Origin of the sequence: Streptomyces sp. CC0208, from assembly GCF_003443735.1 — a bacterium.
Lineage (GTDB): Bacteria > Actinomycetota > Actinomycetes > Streptomycetales > Streptomycetaceae > Streptomyces > Streptomyces sviceus.
In genome coordinates this window covers 1839910-1858220 of sequence record NZ_CP031969.1, presented here as the reverse complement: position 1 = coordinate 1858220, position 18311 = coordinate 1839910, and the positions used below count along the sequence as shown (strand labels likewise).

Below are 18311 nucleotides of genomic sequence, written 5' to 3'. Positions count from 1 at the left end.
CGTCTGAGGAGCCTCGAATGAGACGTTTCAACCTCGCCGTGCTGGCGGCGGTCACGCTGAGCGCGGGCCTGACCGCCGTACCGGCGCAGGCGCACTCCGGCCGTCCCCTCGGCATCGAGAACTGCACCACCGCCGGCTGCCACTTCGACGTCCCGCCGGGAACGTACGACGTGAAGGTCCTCCTCGGCGGCGATGCCGCGTCAAGCACGAAGATCAGCGGTGAGACCCGGCGTTCGCTGCTGCCGGAGACGGCGGCCGAGGCCGGCGAGCAGGTCTCGCGCAGCTTCACCGTGAACGTCCGCACCCCGGAGGGCGAACCGACCGGACCCGACGGCACGCCGGGCCTGGACCTCGTGCTGGGCGGCTCGGCCCCCGCGCTCGCCGACATCAAGGTCACCCGCGCCCGGCACACCCGCCAGATCTTCCTCGTCGGCGACTCCACGGTCTGCGACCAGCCCGGCGACCCCTACTCCGGCTGGGGCCAGCAACTGCCCCAGTACCTGCGCAAGGGCGTGTCCGTGGCCAACTACGCCGACTCCGGCGAGAGCACGGTGACCTATCTGTCCGAGCCGCGTCTGTGGGCCACGGTCCAGCCGCTGATCCGCCCCGGCGACCTCGTCCTCGTCCAGCTCGCCCACAACGACAAGACGACCGACGAGGCGACGTACCGGGCGAACCTGGAGACATTGGTCGCGGGTGTGAGGGAGAAAGGCGGGAACCCTGTCCTCGTGACGCCCATCGTGCGACGCTGGTTCAACTCGGACGGCACGCTGAACAACGGGACGGCCCTGCTGGTCAACGGCCTCGGGGTGGACCATCCCGCGGTGATCCGCTCGGTGGCCGCGGCCGAGGACGTCCCGCTGATCGACCTGACGGCGAAGACGAAGGCGCTCGTGGAGTCCCTCGGGGTGGAGGGTTCCAAGGCGATCTATCTCTACAACGAGAAGAGAGACAACACCCACACCTCCGTACACGGCGCCACCGTGTACGCGGGCCTGGTCCGCGACGAACTGTTCGCACAGGGGCTGGTGCCCAAGGGGTCTGTGAGGGTGGGATAGACGCCTGGGGCGTCCCGACCGGAACCGGGGCGCCCCAGGTCTGTGTTGCGAGCCGCGAGCCGCGAGCCTGCGAGCCTGCGAGCCTGCGAGTCGAAGAAAGAGAACCGATGCAGCTGCCCCCCGAGGACCGCACCCTCAGTCCGCACACCGGCTACACGCGCGCCCACTGGGAGGCCGCCGCCGACGCCCTGCTCGCCGCGGTCGAGCCGTACGCCACCGAGGACCGCGCCCTCTACCACCTCCCCGGTGACCGGGAGAGCTGGTCCGGCCGGCTCTCCGACGGCCTTGAGGGCTACGCCCGTACGCTCCTGCTGGCGGCCTTCCGTCAGGACGCGACCGCGCTGGAGCGGTACGCCGACGGTCTCGCCGCCGGAGTCTCGGGAGTCTGGCCCCGCATCGCGGACCGCAGCCAGCCGTTGGTCGAGGCGGCGTCGATCGCGTTCGCGCTGCGGATCACCAAGCCGCTGCTCTGGGACCGTCTGGACGACGCCGTACGGCAGCGCACCGCGGCCTGGCTCGGCGACGCGCTCACCGCCGAGGCCTGGCCCTGCAACTGGGAGCTGTTCCCGGTCACGGTGGCCGGCTTCCTGTCGTCGGTCGGGCACGATCCGGACGCCTCCCGCAAGGCGATCGACCGAGGTCTGGAGCGCATCGAGCAGTGGTACGTCGGCGAGGGTTGGTACACGGACGGCGACGGCCGCAAGTTCGACTACTACAACGGCTGGGCCATGCACCTCTACCCGGTGCTGCACGCCTGGCTGGCCCAGGACGACCGGTTGCTGGACCTGTACGGCGGCCGCCTCTCCCGCCATCTCGACGACTACGCCCGCCTGTTCGGCGCCGACGGCGCCCCGATGCACCAGGGCCGCTCCCTGACGTACCGCTTCGCGACCACCGTCCCGCTGTGGCTGGGCGCGCTGACGGGCCACACCCCGCTGCCCCCGGGCGAGACCCGACGGCTGGCCTCCGGAGCCCTCAAGTACTTCCTGGACCGGGGCGCGGTGGACTCCCGCGGCCTGCTCACCCTCGGCTGGCACGGTCCCGACTCCGCCGTCCTGCAAGGCTATTCGGGCCCGGCCTCCCCGTACTGGGCGAGCAAGGGCTTCCTCGGCCTGCTCCTCCCGGCGGACCACGAGGTGTGGACGGCGGTGGAGGAGCCGGGCCCGGCCGAACGCTCCGACGCGGTCACCTCGATCGCCGCCCCCAACTGGCTGCTCCAGTCCACCCGTTCCGACGGCCTCGTCCGCCTCCACAACCACGGCAGCGAGGACGTCCGCTACGACCCGTACTACACCCGCCTCGCGTACTCGACGGTGACCGAGCCCTCGGAGTCGTACGACAACAGCCTGATCGTGGGCGGGGATCCGAACCGTACGGAGATCGAGCCGTTGGGTGTGGGGGAGGGGTGGGCGGCTTCGCGGCACAGGGCGGCCGGGGGCGCGCGGGTTTCCAGTGTCGTGCTCGCGCGGGGAGCCGTGGAGGTGCGCGCCTTCCTCGTGTCCGGGGCCGAGCCCGGGACGCCGGTGCGGGTGACGGGATGGGCCGCGCGCGACGGTGTCCGGGCCGAACTGCTGCCTGCTGTGGGCCTCGATGACGAGTTGAGCGGGGTGACGGGGGAGGGGGACACGCTGTTCGTCGCGCTGGCCCGGCTCACCGCTGACGCCGATGCCGTGCCGTTGGGGGAGACGGTGACCGTACGGGCCGTGGGAGAGGGCGAGTTGACCGTGGTCTGGAGCGGGGGCTCCGAGACGCGGGTCCGGCTGGACGGCTCCGGAGTGGAAATCACCGCCGGGGGCTGAACCGCCTCGGGCAGTATGAGGATCATGGGTGGGAGAGACGAACTGGTAGAACTGCTGGGCCGGGCCGGGCTGGAGGTCGTGGGGGACCGGCGGGTCGAGGAGGTGCTGCCGCCGCCGTTCGCGTGGCGGCATGTCGTCGGGTGGGAGACCGAGCCGACCGTCGCGGTGGCGGACGACCGGCCGGACCTGGTCGCCGAACTCAACGCCCAGTGGCACCGGCTGGCGACCGAGGCCGGGATCCTTGGCGGCGACGGGGTGTTCCTCGTCGACTTCTCCGGCAGCGGGGGATGGGTGCGGGTCCGGCTCACCGACGACTGGGATCTCGCCGGGGTCCTGGGACCGCGCCCCGGGCAACCGGAGTTCCTCACGCTGTCCCTGGACGGGGACGCGATGGTGGGCGCCACGACCGAGGAGTACGCGGTCTGGCTCGTCGCCGTCGACCGGCTCAGGGAGCGGCACGAGGAGGCCGCACGTGCCGCTGGAGCGGAGACACCGGAGGAGCGGGCCGCCGCGTGGGTGTCCTTGTTCGAGGGGCCGAAGCCCCTCGGGAAGCTGCTGGACGCGTGGGCGGACGGACTCGCGCTCAACCCCGCCACCCCGAGGGATCTGTGGCCGCTCCTGGTGGAGCGGTCGTCGTACGCGCTGTACCGTGCGCTGCCGGCGGACGCCGTGGAGGCCCTCCTGGCCCATCCGGATCGGAAGCTGCGGATGCGGGCGGCCGAGCTTCAGCCGAACATCACCCCCGAGCAGTGGGCCCGCGCGATCCTCGCGGAGCGGGATGACCGACAGCGGTGGATCCTCACGATGGTGGCCGCCGACCGCTGGGCAGAACTTCCCGAGGACGCCTGCCGGGGACTCGCCGCCGACCCGTCCCCGCGCGTCCGCTCCGAGACGGCCCGCCTCAAGGGCCTGCCCGCCTCCCTGTCGGTCGCCCTGACCGCCGACCCCGACGCCGGCGTGCGCCACGTGGCCTGCACGGCGGCCTGGCCGCACCTCGACGCCCCGGCGCGAGACGCGCTGCTGGCCGACTCCCACGACTTGGTGCGGGCACGGGCGCTGCTGCTGCACCATCAGGAGCACCCGATGTCCCGGTCGGTGTTCGAGGAGCTGGACGCCAAGCGCGAGGCGCTGCAGACCTGTCTGCTGGAGCATGACCTGGCAGCGCACGTGGCACGGCACGGGGAGGCGGCCGAACGCCGCTCCCTGGCCGGCAACCCACGCCTCGCCCCGGACCTGATCGCCCTGCTCGGCGACGACCCCGACGCCGGCGTGCGGTTCGAGATCTCGACGCGAGCCGACCTCACCGAGGAGCAACGCGCCGGAATCCTCTACGACTTCGACCCGAGCGGTCGCTATTACCCGCTCGACTGGGTCGTCGCCCTGCACGACGACCCCGCCGCCATGGGCCGCCTGGCGGCCTCCTCCCACCCCCTGGTCCGCAGAAGCGTCGCCCGCGCCCGGCACCTCCCGCCGGACGCCGTGGCCCTTCTCGCCGACGACGAGGACCGCGTCGTCCAGCTCTTCCTCGCCGAGTCCTGCGACGACGCGCCCGCCGACATGCTCATGCGGGTGTGGCAGTGGTGGGACGGCAGCCTCACCAGCCCCGACCGGCCGCGCGGCCACCCCAACTTCCCCCGCCACGACCTCCTGCGCCACGCCGACGACCCGAACCCGCGCATGCGCCGACTGGCCCTCGACGACCCGGAATCCACGCCCGAACTGGTAGAGCGACTCAGCCGGGACAACAGCGACGAGGTGCGCTACCGGGCCGCCACCGACCCACGGCTGTCACCGGCCGCCGCGGCACGACTGCTGGAGGACCCGCACGAACACATCCGGAGCGCGGCCGCTCGCCACCCCCACATGCCGGCCCGCATCCTCGTCCGGCTGCTGCGGCAGGCGAGCGGCGCCGCGGAGACCGCCGCACGGAACCCGGCCCTGCCCGTGGAGGTCATGCGGCAGATGGTCGAGTTGCTCAGCGCCTCCGCCACCGCAGCCGACTGACCCCGACGAACGTCACCAGAGCCGCCGCGGTGCACAGGGCGTTCACGCAGAACTCGTCCCACAGCGACCCGGACCCGGGCACCGCGGCCTGCGCGAGACGGTTCATGCCCCTGCCGACCGCCAGCGCCGCCACGAAGGCGGGCCAACCGTGCCGTACGCCCAGGGTCACTTCGTCGAACATGGCCCACACCGTCCCGACGAGGAGCGTGAGCGACACTGTCTCCCAGCCGAACGCGGCCGCGCACGCCCCCACGGCCAGCAGGAACAACCACACCCGCAGGATGGGCAGGAGCTCCGAGGGCTGGGGCGGCTCCGTCGGATGCCGCCGAAAGAACCGTCGGACACTTCGTACACCGTCGCCCATGCGCTCTCCCCCGTCCGTGTGCGTCGCACTGAGTGGGACACGCGGCCGCGGGAGACGGTTGCACGGCCATCCTCAGGGCTTGAGGCGGGCGATCCGCAGAGTCGTCGCGGTCGGGGAGGGACCGTTCAGTGGGGTGGCGTACGACGGTGTCACCCGAGCGTACGCCCAGGTCGGCGTCCCGTCCTTCCGGACGGCAGACCGTCAAGAACTGCCTTCACTTCGACCTCCAGCCGCAGGACCGCACCCGCGACAAGGAGGTCGACCGCCTCCTTGCTCTGGGCGCCACGATCGTCGACGCCCAGCGCACGGGTGACGGCATGGGCTGGGTGGTCCTCGTCGACCCGGAGGGCAACGAGTTCTGCGAGGAGCGGAGGGCGGCGGAACGGAAGCACTGAGGCCGCCCCGGCGCCCGCCCAAAGGATCAGCCGGTCACGTCCGCCCCGAGCAGCGTCCGCGTGAGCTGTTCGGCGTAGGCCACCGGATGTTGGGCGGCGCCGAGATGACCGCCGGGGATCTCGACGAAGTCGCCGTGCAGATCCTTGGCGAGCAACTCGGCTGTGCGGTAAAGGAGGTGGTTGCGTGAGTCGGTGCCGGCGGTGAGGGTGAGCCGGGGCCCCGATGGAGCCGCCGTCGGGATGTACGCGGTGAAGGGCAGCAGGACGTGGGCCAGGGAGATCGCCATGGGGCTGGCCAACTCCTCCTCCCTGGACAGGGGTTGGCCCTCCGGCAGCTCACCGGCCGCCCGCTCCTCCAGCAGGGCGGCCATGCGGGCTCCCGCCGCGGCGAGACCCCGGTCGCGGTAGACGTCGCAGACCTCCACGAACCCGGCCCGCTGCCGTGCCCCGTCCGGCAGCACGCTCACACACGGCGGCTCGTGCGCGACGACGTGCAGCAGCCGCGCCGGGTGCCGGGCGAGCAGGTCGAGGGCGGCGACACCGCCCGCGCTGATGCCGTGCACGTACGCCGACTCGCCGTCCGGGACCGTCGCGTCGAGGGGCGTACAAGACCGTGTGGGCGGAGCTCCGGGTGGGGGCGTGCGGCGGCTGACGCCTCCTACCTATGGCGAGGCCCGCCGGCAGCCGGTTCCCGTGGACTCGTCGTGCACGTAGCGGGCCCGCTCCAGAGGGGTGAGGTCGGTGTCGACGGCCGCGCAGATGTCGTGGATCGCGCGGGCCGGGTCGGGCAGGTCGACACTCCACAGGCCGACGGAGCCCGCCGCGCCGATGGCCAGGGTGCGCCCGTCGGGGCTGAACGCCACCGCTTCGGGTGAGCGCGCCGGCAGGGTGAGCCTGTGCAGGCCGGTCGCGAGGTCCCACAACTGGACGCCTCTCGCGCCGCCCGCGGCCAGGGTGCGCGCATCGGGGCTGAAGGCCAGCGACGCCACTTCACCTTCGACACGGAAGCTGTCCTGGAGTCGGCCGGTGCGCACGTTCCAGATCGTCACCGATCCGCGACTGCCGCTCACGGTGGCCAGGGTGCGCCCGTCCGGGCTGAACGCGAAGGCCGAGAGGAACCGGGCGCCCAGCTTGATGGTGCGCTGGGAACGTCCCGTCGCGGTGTCGAACAGCCTGACCTGGTCACCGTCGGCCTCGTTGCCCACTGCGGCGAGAGTGCGTCCGTCCGGGGTGAACGCCATCCTCCGGCTGCCGGGCTTGGCCGCGGTGTGCCGTACGCCGGTGGAGAGGTTCAAGAGGTGTACCGCCCCCTGCCGGCCGATGACGGCGAGCCGTGTCCCGTCGGGGCTGAAGACCGCCGCGCCGCCGGCGCCCAGGGCACGGCTCAGGCGAATTCGGCCCGTGGCGACGTCCAGGACCTCGATCACCCCCTTCTTGACGGACCTTGCAGCCAGGGCACGGCCAGTCGGGTCGAACCCCACGGCCGCCAGGCGGCTAACCGGGAACTGCGGCTGCTTTCTTCCGGGAGCCGAGTCCTTGTCGAGCGGCAGTGAGGCTTCGTGATCGCCGGTCCCGGCATCCCAGAGCTGTACCTCCCCACGGCCGACCGGCCCTTGGCGGACCGTGGCCACCGCGTGTCCGTCCGGGCTGAAGACCATGTCGTCGATGGAGGTGTCGGCGGAGCCGGGCAGAGTGGTCTGCGGGAGATCGGCGGGCAGGCGGTGGACACGGACGTCGGGGTCCCCGTTGTTGCTGGTGACCAGGGTTCGGCCGTCCGCACTGAGGGCCACTTGCATGACTCCTCGTCCGTGGTGCCCGGCGGTCACGGTGGCCCGCGCCGCGCCGGAGGCGGTATCCCAAAGTCGCACCGTGCCGTCGAGGCTCGGGATGGCGATCGTCCGCCCGTCGGGGGCGAAAGCCAGCTGGTTCATCCCCACGGGAACGTCCTTGAAGGTGCGCCGGACGATCCCGGTGGCCGCCTCCCGCAGTTGCACCGAACCGCCGGCGCGGACCACCGCGTAGGTCCGTCCGTCCGGGCTGAAAGTTACTGCCTTGCCGTCGATTCGGTCGCCGCGGACGGTGCGGGTACGGCCGGTAACCACGTCCCACACCCGCACGAGTCCGTCGAGGCCCGCTGCGGCGACGGTCCGTCCGTCCGGGCCGAAGGCGACCGCCTGCGGATAGAGCCAGGTAAAGCCGCGCCGCTTGCGACCGGTGGCCACGTCCCACACCCGTACGGTGGTCACGGAGGCGGCGGCCACGGTACGGCCGTCAGGGCTGAAGGCCATCCCGCGTACCGAACCGTCGGGGACGGTGATGGTTCTGAGTTTCCTGCCGGTGACCGGATCCAGTAGCCCTATCATCCCGTCGGCACCACGGGCGAAAGCGACAGCGAGGGTGCCTCCGTCGGGGCTGAACGCCGCGACTTCGCCGCTGTCGTAGCCAGTGAACGTGTGTCGGAGTCGGCCTCCGGGCAGACTCCAGATCCGCACCTTGCCGTCTCGGCTGGTGGCGGCGACGGTATGTTCATCCGGGCTGAGGGCGATCGAATCCACGGGCTCGGTGCCACCGACCAGGCGCTTGCGCAGCGGCAGCCCCGAGGCGGCGTACAGGGCGGCGGTGGCCTCGCGGGTCGGACTGGTCCGGTAGGCGTGGACGGCCAGCAGCGCCGCGAGGTCGGGGTCGGCGTCCAGCAACGCACCGGACTCGGCGGCCAGTTGCCGGGACTGGGCCAGGTGCTGGGCGGTGACCGCGCTCCGCCACTGCCCCACGGCGAGACCGGCGGCGACGAGGGCGAGGCACAGGGCGGCGGTGACCGCGGTGAGCACCAGCCGGGACCGGCGACGGCCCTTCTGCTCGTGGTCGCGGCCGGCGTCGAGGTAGGCGCGCTCCAGGTCGGTCAGGTCCTCGCGCGGTGCGCCGTCGAAGTGTTCCTGGGCGGCGGCGAGCCGGCTTCCCCGGTACAACGCGCCCTCCTCGCGGCCGAGTTCCTGCCAGGTGTGGGCCGCTTCGGTCAGGTTCCGGTGCACCCGCAGGCGTTCGCGGTCCTCCTCGATCCAGGCGCGCAGCCTGGGCCAGGCCGTGAGCAGCGCCTCGTGGGCGATCTCGACCGTGTCCCCGTCCAGGGTGAGCAGCCGTGCCCCGGCGAGCGCCTCCACCACCCGGCCGGTGTTGCCGAGTTCCTCGCGCACGGCGGGACGGCGGGTGTCGGGCGTGCCGTCCCCGGGGGAGACCAGGCGCAACAACGCCCGGCGGGCGGCGGCCGCCTGGTCCTCGGTGAACCGGCCGTAGACCTCCTCGGCGGTCTTGGCGATCGCGCCGTCCAGGCATCCCGCCGCCTCGTACCCCGCCATGGTCAGTGTCTTGCCGCGGCGCCGTCGCCAGGTCTCCAGCAACGCGTGGGACAGCAGGGGCAGCCCGCCCGGCGCATCCGCGACCTCTTCGACCAGCCGGGCGGTCAGGGCGCGTTCCACGGTCAGCCCGGCGGCCGTGGCCGGCTTGACCACGGCGTCACGCAGTTCCGTCCGGCTCATCGGTGCGGTCAGGAGGTTGGCGTCACGCAGTGCGTCGGCCAGCTCACGGTGCTCGGCGCAGCGGCCGTAGAAGTCGCCGCGCACCGCCAGCAGCACCCGCAGCCGGCTCACGGGCTGACGGGCTGTCAGCAGCAGATCGATGAAGCGAGCGCGCTCGGCCGCGTCGCGGCAGAGGGTGAAGACCTCCTCGAACTGGTCGACGATCACGAACGTGTCCGCCCCGGCGTTGCCCTCGCGGGGAATCGCGGGCGTGAGGAGCGCTGCGTGGCTGCGGGCGGGCTGTTCGCCCGGGGTCAGGATCCGGATCGCGGCCGGGCGCGGGCCCGGCTCCTGAGCGCGCCGCAGGACCGGTATCAGCCCGGCCCGCAGCAGGGAGGACTTGCCACTGCCGGAAGGGCCGAAGACCGCGGCGAACCGTCGGCGGCCCAGCAGATCGACCAGGTCGGCGGTGAGCTGTTCCCGGCCGAAGAACAGGGCGCTGTCCCCGGTCTCGAACCGTGCGAGACCGCGATACGGCGAGAGCGCTCCGTCCTCGCCCCGGGAGCCGTCACCGGCGGACTCCTCCACCGCCGCCTTCCAGAGGTCCTCCCATTCCGCCGGATCCGCACCGCATGCCCCCGCATAGGCCAGCACCACCGGGAGCGTCGGCAACTGCTCGCCCGCCGCGGCCTGCGACAGCGTGGTCACCGAATAGCCCGCCCGCCGCGCCAGCGACCGGTAGGTGATCCCGTCCGCCTCCAGCCTCAGCTTGCGTAACTCGAACGCGAACCGCTGCACCGGACCCGCGGCCGGATCCACCGGTACCTCACGACGCCCCGCCACACCTTCACCCCGTTCAATGTTCGGCCGCCAGAACGGTACTGCCGAACAATGCGCCGGCCGGTGAACTCGGTGATCAGCGCACCCCGACCGGGGCCTGCCTGATCGAAGAGGACTCCGCTCCCGCATGAAATCCCCACCCCTCGTCCCCGCTCCGGCGAAGCTGGGCTGGCTGGACGCCCTGCGCGGTATCGCCGCACTCGTCGTGGTGTTTGACCACTCCTCGTACACCTTCATGGCGGACTTCCGGCGGGAGTTGATGCCGCAGTTCAACACCAGCCGCTACGGCATCATGGTGTTCTTCCTGGTGAGCGGCTACATCATCCCCGCGTCGCTGGAACGCCGGGGCTGCGTCCGGACGTTCTGGATCGGGCGGATCTTCCGCGTGTACCCGCTGTGGGCGGTGGTCGTCACGGTGCTCCTCGCCGCCCACCTCCTGGGTGTCGCGGAGCTGCGTGACTTCGGCGGGCAGAACGCCGTCACCGTGGTCGTCGCCCACGCCACGATGCTGCAGGAGTTGCTGGGAACGCCCGATGTCCTGCTGGTCCTGTGGACGCTCTCCTACGAGATGTCCTTCTACCTGCTGGTCGTCGCCCTGTTCACGGTGCGCCTCCACCGGCAGTCCGCGGCGATCGCGGTCACCCTGGCAGTGCTCTCCGCGGCGAGCGTGACGGCGGGCGTGGTGCTGCCCGCCTCCGCCCTGTCAGGCCTGGTCGGTACGGCCCCGCTGATCGTGTGCGCCTCGATCACCATGGCGCTCGCCATCTGCTGTGCGAGCGCCAGGTCACCCGTGCTGCGGGGGTTCGGGGGTGTGCTGGGCGGGGTGCTGGCGCTCGTCCTGGTCCCGTTCAACGGCACGGTCCCGCTGTGGGAGGGCCTGGTGATCCTCGCCGTGATGTTCCTCGGCACCGCCGTTCACCGTGCCGAGAACGGTCAGAGCACCTGGCGCCGTACGGCCGGCGCCGCTGTCCTGGTGGTCGTCTGTGCCGTGGGGAGTGCGTACGGGGCCGGTGCCGACGACCACTTCGCACGGCGCGGCTGGATCGTCGCGTTCCTGCTGGCCGTGCTCACGTTCGCCGTCGGACTGGGGGCGCGCGGTCGCCGCGTACCGCCGGTGCTGACCGGACTGGGAACGATCAGCTACTCAGTCTATCTGGTGCATCCGGTCCTGCTGGCGGTGATCGACGCAACGGTCGGCCGACGGCGGCAGGACAGTCTCGTGCTCGAAGTGGCCTTCTTCGCCGCGCTGTTGCCCGTGTGTCTGCTGACTCATCGTTGCGTCGAAGCGCCGGGCCAGGCTTGGGGGCGCAGGTTGGCGGGCCGGGTGCACGGGGGACGGCAGCAGCCGACCGCCGTCGGCCGAAAGTCATTTCCATGCCGGCGTCGGCGACCCTAAAGTTGCCAGTTCGTCCGGGACCAGGGGAGGGGCATGGCGTACGAGGCTCAGCGGGACGGCACGACCGACAAGTCGCCTTCGTCGCCGCCCCGTTCGCGTCCCCTCCGGCGGCAACGCGACTTCGCCGTCTTCTGGGCCGCCCAGACCCTCTCCGTCCTCGGTGACTCCTTCGCCCTGATCGCCCTGCCCCTGCTGGTGCTGGAGGCCACGGGTTCCCTCGCCCGGATGGGACTGCTGACGGCGGTCGGTGGTGCCGCCTCGGTGGTGGCGGCCGTGTTCGCGGGAGTGGTGGTGGACCGGGTCGACCGGCGCCGGCTGCTCATCGGCTGCGACCTCGTGCGCACGGTGCTGTACGGGGTGATCCCGCTGGTGTGGCTGTTCGGGCCGCGGGTCTGGCTGCTGTACGCGGTGCTGCCGGTGTGCGAGGCGGGCGGCATGCTGTTCGCCGTCGGGTACGTCACCGTCGTACGGGGTCTCGTCGATACAGGTCAACTCACGGAGGCCAACGGTCGGTTGAACGCGACGGCCGCCGCGGCCGGGGTGCTGGGACCGGTGTGCGCGGGCGTGGTGGCGGCCTGGACCGGCCCCGCCACGGCCGTCGGCGTAGACGCGGCGAGCTTCGGGGTGTCGGCGCTGTGCACGGCCTTCGTACGGTTCCGTGCCCGACCCGCCGGAGCCGATGGCGAACGCACCGGCCTGTGGCGCGACCTGCGCACCGGGGTGGCGTTCCTGCGCGGGCACCCGGTGCTGCGCTCGCTCACCCTGCTGCTGTTCGTGTTCAGCTTCCTCACCCTCGGCCTGAACGACCTGGTGATCTACCACCTCAAGCACGACCTCGGCCACGACGACGGCACGGTCGGCACCGTCATGGCCGTCGGCGCGCTCGGTACCGTCACCGGCGCCCTGCTGGTGGCGCGGATACGCCGACGGCTCGGCTTCGGCGCGGTCTGGACCGGCTCGGTCGCGCTGTGCGGGCTCGCCTTCGCCGGCATCGGCTGGGCCCGTGGCGTACCAGCCGTCGCGGCGCTGTGCGCGGTCTTCCTCGCCTGCGGCGGCATGGCGGGCACCTGCTCCATGTCCCTGCGCCAGGAGGTGACCCCGGAACCCCTCCTGGGCCGCGTCACCTCCGCCTTCTGGACCCTGCACTACTCAGCGGCCCCGATCGGCGCGGCCGTCCTGACCTGGGCGGCGGACCATCACGGCACGGCACCGGTGGGCCTGGTGGCAGGCGCCACATGCGTACTCGTGGCGGCCACCGCCCTGTTCACCCCGATCCGCCGTTCCTGACCTCGCCGCACGTCACCCGGCAAGTCACCCGTTGACCCCCGCATAATGCCGAAGACTCCACCCCCACAGCACCCGCGACCCCAGATACGCCACCACGCCCAGCAGCGGCGAAATCGCCGCCAGCCAGTACGGGACTCCCGTGTCGTGGCCGTGGCCCGTCAGGATCGCTGCCGGGAAGTAGGCGACGAAGGCGAGGGGGAGGCCGTAGGTGAGGAGGCCGCCCACTGCCTTCGGGAGGACGTTGAGGGGGTAGCTGCCGAAGGTGCCCAGGAGTTCCTCCAGCCAGCGGCTCCAGTAGTCCGCGGCCGGGAAGCGCAGGGCCGCGCAGGTGATCGCAGTGAAGAGGGCCGCCTCCAGGAACATGCCCCCGACGACGGCGGCGATCAGGTAGGAGATGCGGCCCGGCGTCCAGTCCAGCTGGCTGCGGCTGAGCGCGCCGACCATCAGGCCCACCGCGACCGTCAGGTCGCCGATCGCGTTGGTGGGGAAGAAGGCCAGCTGGAGCTGGCGGTACACCGGCATCGGGCGGGTCAGGTAGATGTCGATCCTGCCCTCCTGGATCTGCCGGCCCGCGCCGTGCACCCGGCCCAGCAACAGGACGAACAGCCCGTGCGCGAGCATCCGCGTCGCCGGGATCAGCAGGACCTCCGAGCTGTCCCAGCCGCCCATCCCGGTGAACCGGGTCAGCAGCACGGTGACGAACACGATCACCGACACCTGCCAGATCGCACCGATCGCGATCATCAGCAGGAACTCGGTGCGGTACTCCAGTTGCGCACGGAAGTTGAGACGCGTGACGCGCCACGCGATCCGCATGCCGTTCACGGGCCTCAGCCTCCTTGGGAGATGACGCGACGAGCGGCCCGCCGCCACAGGAAACGGGTGAACAGGAACAGCGTCACGACCCAGAACGCCTGGATCGCCAGCTGCCCGAAGGCGTCGGACAGCGGGATGCGTCCGATGTAGAGGGACAGCGGCACGCTCAACGTGGCCTGGAACGGCAGGAATCCGCTCAGCGTGATGAACCAGTCCGGGAAGAACCACAGCGGCGCGTACACACCCGACAGCAGGTTCTGCGCGAAGATCAGGATCAGCATCGCCGCGTTGTTGCGGACCGTCCAGAAGCACAGCTGGTCCAGCGTGAGCAGCACGAAGTACAGGACGCCCTGGCCAAGGAGCAGGCTCAGCGCGAACACCCCTGCCACGGCCGCCGACTCGGGCGGGTCCACCACGCCGGCCGCCAGGCAGACCAGATATCCGCCGAGCGCCCACGTGAAGCCGTACAACTGCTCGCCCAGCGCACGCAGCGCGTGGTAGCGCTGGGGCGGCAGCGGGCGCAGATACCAGTAGACGATGGTGCCGAAGTGCATGTGCTGGAGCACGGTGTCCCGGCCCGCGTACTGGTCCAACTCCCGCAGGCGGGAGGCGAGTACGGCCAGCACGGCATAGGTGACCGCCTGGCCCTCGGCGAGGCCCGCGGTGGTGCCGGTGTGTGTGTACAGGCCGTGCCACAGGGAAGCCACCAGGACCACCTGGACGACCAGGCGGACCAGCACGGCCGTCATCCGGGGCGGTGCGTGCAGCTCGCCGAGCGGGGTGACCCGGGCGGCGCGCCAGGCGTGCAGGACGGCCATGTCAGACCGCCTCGGCCGCGGGCTCCGCGTGTACGTAGGCCGCCCGCATCACGTCTTCGAGGTCGGCCTCGTCGATGGCGACGCCCGTCACCTCGTACCGCTCGATGACCGCCTTCAGGGCCTGGTGCACGGTGGGGGAGTCCGGTCCGTCGGGGCTCTCGGGGCCGAAGACGACCTGCGGGCCCTCCTTGCGCAGCACCGCGATCCCCGGCAGCGGGACGACGTCGGTGTGGGCGTCGGCGAGGGTCGCGCGGACCTGCCAGGTGGAGCCGAACTTACGGCGGATCTCGTCGAGGGAGCCGTCGAGGACGAGCCTGCCGTGGTTGACCAGCACGACCCGCTCGGCGAGCCGCTCGACCTCGGTCATGTCATGGGTGGTCAGCAGGACCGTACGGCCGCGCTCCTCCACCTGGTGGCGCAGAAACTCCCGCACCTGCTCCTTGACCACCACGTCCATGCCGATGGTCGGCTCGTCGAGGAAGACGACCGGCGGGTCGTGCAGCAGCGCGGCCGCCAGATCGCAGCGCACCCGCTGGCCGAGGGAGAGATGGCGGACCCGGGTGTCCCAGAAGGTGGACAGCTCCAGGATGTCGTCGAACTCCGCCAGCCGGGACGCGTGTTCGACCTTCGGCACCTCGTAGATGTCCCGGAGGATCGAGAACGACTCGCGCACCGGCAGGTCCCACCACAGCTGGGTGCGCTGCCCGAACACCGCGCCGATGTTACGGGCGTTGCGTTCGCGATCCTCGTACGGCACCACGCCCGCCACCCGGGCCTCGCCGGAGGTGGGCGTGAGGATGCCGGTGAGCATCTTGATGGTGGTGGACTTGCCCGCGCCGTTCGGGCCGAGCAGGGCCAGGAGTTCGCCGGGCGCCACGTCGAAGGTGATGTCCGAGACGGCGTGCTTGGCGACCCGCTCCGGGTTGACCAGGGAACGCAGGGTGCCGGCGAGGCCGGGGCGACGGACGGTGGTGTGGAAGGTGCGGGACAGGCCGCGAACCTCGATGCTTCCGGGCACGCTGTGAACTCCCTTGCGGTGAACAAGAGGTGCGGCCGGTCGGCTTGGAGGGCCGACCGGCCGCGGGTACACCATGACCGTCGCAGAACCGCGATCACACGGGCAATGGATTAATCCACTGGTGAATTGGACTAATCGATCACCGAGAAGACGAACGAGAACGCCGCCGGCTCGGCCCGCAGGTGGTACTGCGGCAGCGGGCCCGGACCGCAGGACTGCGAGCCGACACCGTGGTGACCGTGGTCGAGGTTGACCCACACCGTGTCACCGGCCCGCAGATCCGTCAGATGCGTCGCCGCGTCCAGCTGCTCGGTCGTCCAGCGCCGGGCGGTGAACGAGAACTCCGGGTCGCCCTCGATCCGCAGCCCGCCGAGCTCCACCCAGCGGACGTCGGCGCGGGCGCCGTTCTCCTGCGGGCGCAGATACGGCGTCTGGAGCTCGTCCACGGTCGCGTCCCAGCGCCCGACCATCGAGGCCTTCCGGGTGTCGGGGTAGGCCTCGCCGGGGCCGCCGCCGAACCACCTGACCTGGTCGGCCTCCGAAAGTCCGAGCCGGATGCCGAGGCGCGGCAGCGGCTGGGTCCACTCGCCGTCGGGGCCGACGGACACCGTCAGGCGAAGCCGCGAGCCGTCCGAGGTCCAGCGGTAGACCACGTTCAGGCCCACCTCGCGGGCCGCGGGCGCCACCCGGGTGCGGACCGTCAGCGCGTCCTCATCGAGTTCCACCGCACCGAGTCGGTGCCGCATGCGATGCAGGCCCAGGGTCCGCCACAGCGCGCTGTACTGGATTCCGGAGTTCCACTCCGTGCCCTCGTCGTTGTCGGTCGTCGCCCGCCACACGTCAAGCCGCGGGCTCTCGACGGCGACCCCGCCGATCGCCTTGAGGGCGCCGGTACGGCCGTCGAAGGACGCCGGGCCCAGGGTGATCAGCCGCTCGCCGCGCACCGGCCGGTCGGTGGCCGCCACGGAGGGCCGTACCGGCGAGGAAGCCGGCAGCTGGCCCCACGCGACGACATGGCCCTTCTCCGCCCAGGCCGTGTCGGACGCCAGCAGTGCCCTCACGGTCCACTGCGCCTCCGCCCCCTCGTGCGCAGGCGACTCCGGCAGCTTCAGGTCCGCCGACTCACCCGGTGCCAGCGCCGGTACGGCGAGCGTGCCCGCCTCGACCGTCTCGCCGTCCACCTGGTACGACCACTCGAAGGCGAGCTGGGACAGGTCCGCGAAGTCGTACTTGTTGGTGACGCGCACGGTGCCGTCGGCGCCCTCGATGCGGACCGGCTCGATGACCTTCTTGTACTCGATCAGGCCGGGGGAGGGCGTGCGGTCCGGGAAGATCAGGCCGTCGCAGACGAAGTTCCCGTCGTGCAGCTCCTCGCCGAAGTCGCCGCCGTAGGCGTAACCGAGCTCGGGGTGCTGGACGCCGTGGTCGATCCACTCCCAGATGAAGCCGCCCTGGAGACGGTCGTACTTCTCGAAGAGCTCCTGGTAGTCGGCGAGGCCGCCGGGGCCGTTGCCCATGGCGTGGCCGTACTCGCACTGGATGAAAGGCAGCTCGCGGCGCCCCTGCGTGCCGCCGTCCAGCCGCTTGCCGATCTGCTCGACCTCGCCGTGGAAGGCGTACATGCGCGAGTACACGTCGGTGTCCCGGCAGTTCCAGTCGCCCTCGTAGTGGACGAGCCGCTCGGGGTCCCGGCCGTGGATCCATTCGGCCATGGCGGTCAGACCGCGGCCGGTGCCGGCCTCGTTGCCCAGCGACCAGAAGACGATCGAGGGGTGGTTCTTGTCCCGCTCGACCATGCGGGCCGCGCGGTCCAGGAGGGCCGGGGTCCAGCGGTCGTCGTCGACGGGGTTGTCCCGCCAGTCCTGCTCGGTGAAGCCGTGGGTCTCCAGGTCGCACTCGTCGATGACCCACAGGCCGTACTCGTCGCACAGGTCCAGGAAGGCCGGGTGCGGCGGGTAGTGCGAGGTGCGCACGGCGTTGATGTTGTGCCGCTTCATCAGCAGCACGTCCTCGCGCATGGTCGCAAGGTCCAGGGTGCGGCCCTTCTCCGGGTGCCACTCGTGCCGGTTGACGCCCTTGAACAGGACCGCCTTGCCGTTGACCTTGATCAGACCGTCTTCCAGGACGACCGTACGGAAGCCGATCCTGAGCGGGACCCGCTCGCCCTCGGTGACCAGTTCGCCGTCGTAGAGGCGGGGGCTCTCGGCGCTCCACGGGGCCACCAGGGCCGTCACGGACTCGCCGGTGGCGACATCGATGTCGAGGGCGGGCACCAGCACCCGCCCGTCTACGTCGGAGTCGACACGCAGGGTGCCCTCGCCGGTGAGGTGGTCGTAGGAGGCGTGCACGAAGAAGTCCAGCACGCCGCCCGCCGGGCGGTGCAGCAGGGTCACCTCACGGAAGATGCCCGGCAGCCACCACTGGTCCTGGTCCTCCAGGTAGGAGCCGGCCGACCACTGGTGCACGCGGACCGCCAGGACGTTGCCCTTGGGCTTCAGCAGATGGCCCACGGCGAACTCGTGCGCGAGCCGGGAGCCCTTGAACTCACCGATGTCCGTGCCGTTGAGCCAGACCCGGGCGCAGGACTCGACACCGTCGAACCGGATCACCGCGCCGCCGTCCGCGGGCCAGTCCTCCGGCAGGTCGAAGACGCGCAGGTGGTCGCCGGTCGGGTTCTCGGTGGGGACGTGCGGCGGGTCCACCGGGAAGGGGTAGAGGTGGTTGGTGTAGATCGGCAGCCCGAAGGCGCCGTCGCCCTGGAGGACCCAGTGCCCGGGGACCGTGACCTCGGCCCAGCCGGCGGCGTCGTATCCCTCCTCGGCGAAGGAGTCGTCCTCGGCGTCGGCGGTCGCCGAGAGCCGGAAGCGCCAGGCGCCGTCGAGGGACAGGGCCTTCGCGTCGGAGGACGCGTACCAGGCGCGGGGCGGGAGGGCCCCGCTGCCCGGGGATACGTCCTCGACGTAGTCGAAAGCGCTGCTGGTGGTGCGGAAGGACATCGGTCTCC

General features: G+C 71.6%; 12 protein-coding genes and 1 pseudogene. 6 read left to right on the top strand and 7 right to left on the bottom strand.

The features are described 5' to 3' along the window. Nucleotides 1-17: 17 nt before the first annotated feature. The 3 genes from D1369_RS08470 to D1369_RS08460 all read left to right on the top strand — a co-directional run bounded on the left by D1369_RS08470 (nt 18) and on the right by D1369_RS08460 (nt 4861). Nucleotides 18-1058, top strand: coding sequence for a rhamnogalacturonan acetylesterase (locus tag D1369_RS08470; protein WP_037901796.1), 1041 nt, complete (start codon nt 18-20; stop codon nt 1056-1058). A gap of 107 nt (nt 1059-1165) precedes the next feature. Then, complete coding sequence (locus tag D1369_RS08465; protein WP_118082370.1) at nt 1166-2857, top strand: DUF2264 domain-containing protein; 1692 nt, start codon at nt 1166-1168, stop codon at nt 2855-2857. 24 nt (nt 2858-2881) lie between these two features. Further along, entirely contained in the window at nt 2882-4861 is a 1980-nt protein-coding gene (locus D1369_RS08460) for a hypothetical protein (protein WP_007385569.1), read from the top strand. Here the strand turns inward: D1369_RS08460 and D1369_RS08455 are convergent. After that, on the bottom strand, nt 4833-5225 hold the full coding sequence (locus D1369_RS08455; protein ID WP_007385570.1) for a hypothetical protein: 393 nt from the start codon (nt 5223-5225) through the stop codon (nt 4833-4835). The two genes, D1369_RS08460 and D1369_RS08455, sit on opposite strands and share 29 nt — an antisense overlap. Nucleotides 5226-5419: 194 nt before the next feature. Between D1369_RS08455 and D1369_RS42840 the strand changes: the two are divergent. After that, a pseudogene (locus tag D1369_RS42840) lies at nt 5420-5620 on the top strand (VOC family protein); the annotation flags it as partial. A 26-nt stretch (nt 5621-5646) separates the two neighbouring features. On the opposite strand, the gene D1369_RS08450 reads toward D1369_RS42840, so the two are convergent. Together D1369_RS08450 and D1369_RS08445 are read right to left on the bottom strand one after the other, a co-directional pair. Further along, nucleotides 5647-6183: a hypothetical protein gene (locus D1369_RS08450; RefSeq protein ID WP_007385572.1), complete on the bottom strand. Its 537-nt coding sequence runs from the start codon at nt 6181-6183 to the stop codon at nt 5647-5649. A gap of 99 nt (nt 6184-6282) precedes the next feature. After that, complete coding sequence (locus D1369_RS08445) at nt 6283-9975, bottom strand: helix-turn-helix domain-containing protein (protein WP_050789780.1); 3693 nt, start codon at nt 9973-9975, stop codon at nt 6283-6285. A 124-nt stretch (nt 9976-10099) separates the two neighbouring features. On the opposite strand from D1369_RS08445, the gene D1369_RS08440 reads away from it, so the two are divergent. Both D1369_RS08440 and D1369_RS08435 read left to right on the top strand, forming a co-directional pair. Next, nucleotides 10100-11368: an acyltransferase gene (locus D1369_RS08440; RefSeq protein ID WP_007385574.1), complete on the top strand. Its 1269-nt coding sequence runs from the start codon at nt 10100-10102 to the stop codon at nt 11366-11368. Nucleotides 11369-11401: 33 nt separating this feature from the next. Beyond that, nucleotides 11402-12655: an MFS transporter gene (locus D1369_RS08435; RefSeq protein ID WP_007385575.1), complete on the top strand. Its 1254-nt coding sequence runs from the start codon at nt 11402-11404 to the stop codon at nt 12653-12655. Between the two features lie 24 nt (nt 12656-12679). Here D1369_RS08435 and D1369_RS08430 read toward each other — a convergent pair whose 3' ends face one another. From D1369_RS08430 to D1369_RS08415, 4 genes are all read right to left on the bottom strand, one after another. After that, nucleotides 12680-13480 carry an ABC-2 family transporter protein gene (locus tag D1369_RS08430; protein ID WP_007385576.1) on the bottom strand — a complete coding sequence of 267 codons (801 nt, stop codon included), beginning with the start codon at nt 13478-13480 and terminating at the stop codon, nt 12680-12682. Between the two features lie 5 nt (nt 13481-13485). Next, nucleotides 13486-14289 carry an ABC-2 family transporter protein gene (locus D1369_RS08425; RefSeq protein WP_037901800.1) on the bottom strand — a complete coding sequence of 268 codons (804 nt, stop codon included), beginning with the start codon at nt 14287-14289 and terminating at the stop codon, nt 13486-13488. Between the two features lies 1 nt (nt 14290). Beyond that, nucleotides 14291-15307, bottom strand: a complete 1017-nt coding sequence (locus D1369_RS08420; protein ID WP_007385578.1) for an ATP-binding cassette domain-containing protein — start codon at nt 15305-15307, stop codon at nt 14291-14293. 131 nt (nt 15308-15438) lie between these two features. Continuing rightward, nucleotides 15439-18303: a glycoside hydrolase family 2 TIM barrel-domain containing protein gene (locus D1369_RS08415; RefSeq protein ID WP_007385579.1), complete on the bottom strand. Its 2865-nt coding sequence runs from the start codon at nt 18301-18303 to the stop codon at nt 15439-15441. Between the last annotated feature and the right edge of the window lie 8 nt (nt 18304-18311).

Bases quoted from the DNA above. Each gene is read 5' to 3' on its own strand.
- D1369_RS08470 (WP_037901796.1), top strand. From the start codon at position 18: ATGAGACGTTTCAACCTCGCCGTGCTGGCGGCGGTCACGCTGAGCGCG.
- D1369_RS08465 (WP_118082370.1), top strand. From the start codon at position 1,166: ATGCAGCTGCCCCCCGAGGACCGCACCCTCAGTCCGCACACCGGCTAC.
- D1369_RS08460 (WP_007385569.1), top strand. From the start codon at position 2,882: ATGGGTGGGAGAGACGAACTGGTAGAACTGCTGGGCCGGGCCGGGCTG.
- D1369_RS08455 (WP_007385570.1), bottom strand. From the start codon at position 5,225: ATGGGCGACGGTGTACGAAGTGTCCGACGGTTCTTTCGGCGGCATCCG.
- D1369_RS08440 (WP_007385574.1), top strand. From the start codon at position 10,100: ATGAAATCCCCACCCCTCGTCCCCGCTCCGGCGAAGCTGGGCTGGCTG.
- D1369_RS08435 (WP_007385575.1), top strand. From the start codon at position 11,402: ATGGCGTACGAGGCTCAGCGGGACGGCACGACCGACAAGTCGCCTTCG.
- D1369_RS08425 (WP_037901800.1), bottom strand. From the start codon at position 14,289: ATGGCCGTCCTGCACGCCTGGCGCGCCGCCCGGGTCACCCCGCTCGGC.
- D1369_RS08415 (WP_007385579.1), bottom strand. From the start codon at position 18,303: ATGTCCTTCCGCACCACCAGCAGCGCTTTCGACTACGTCGAGGACGTA.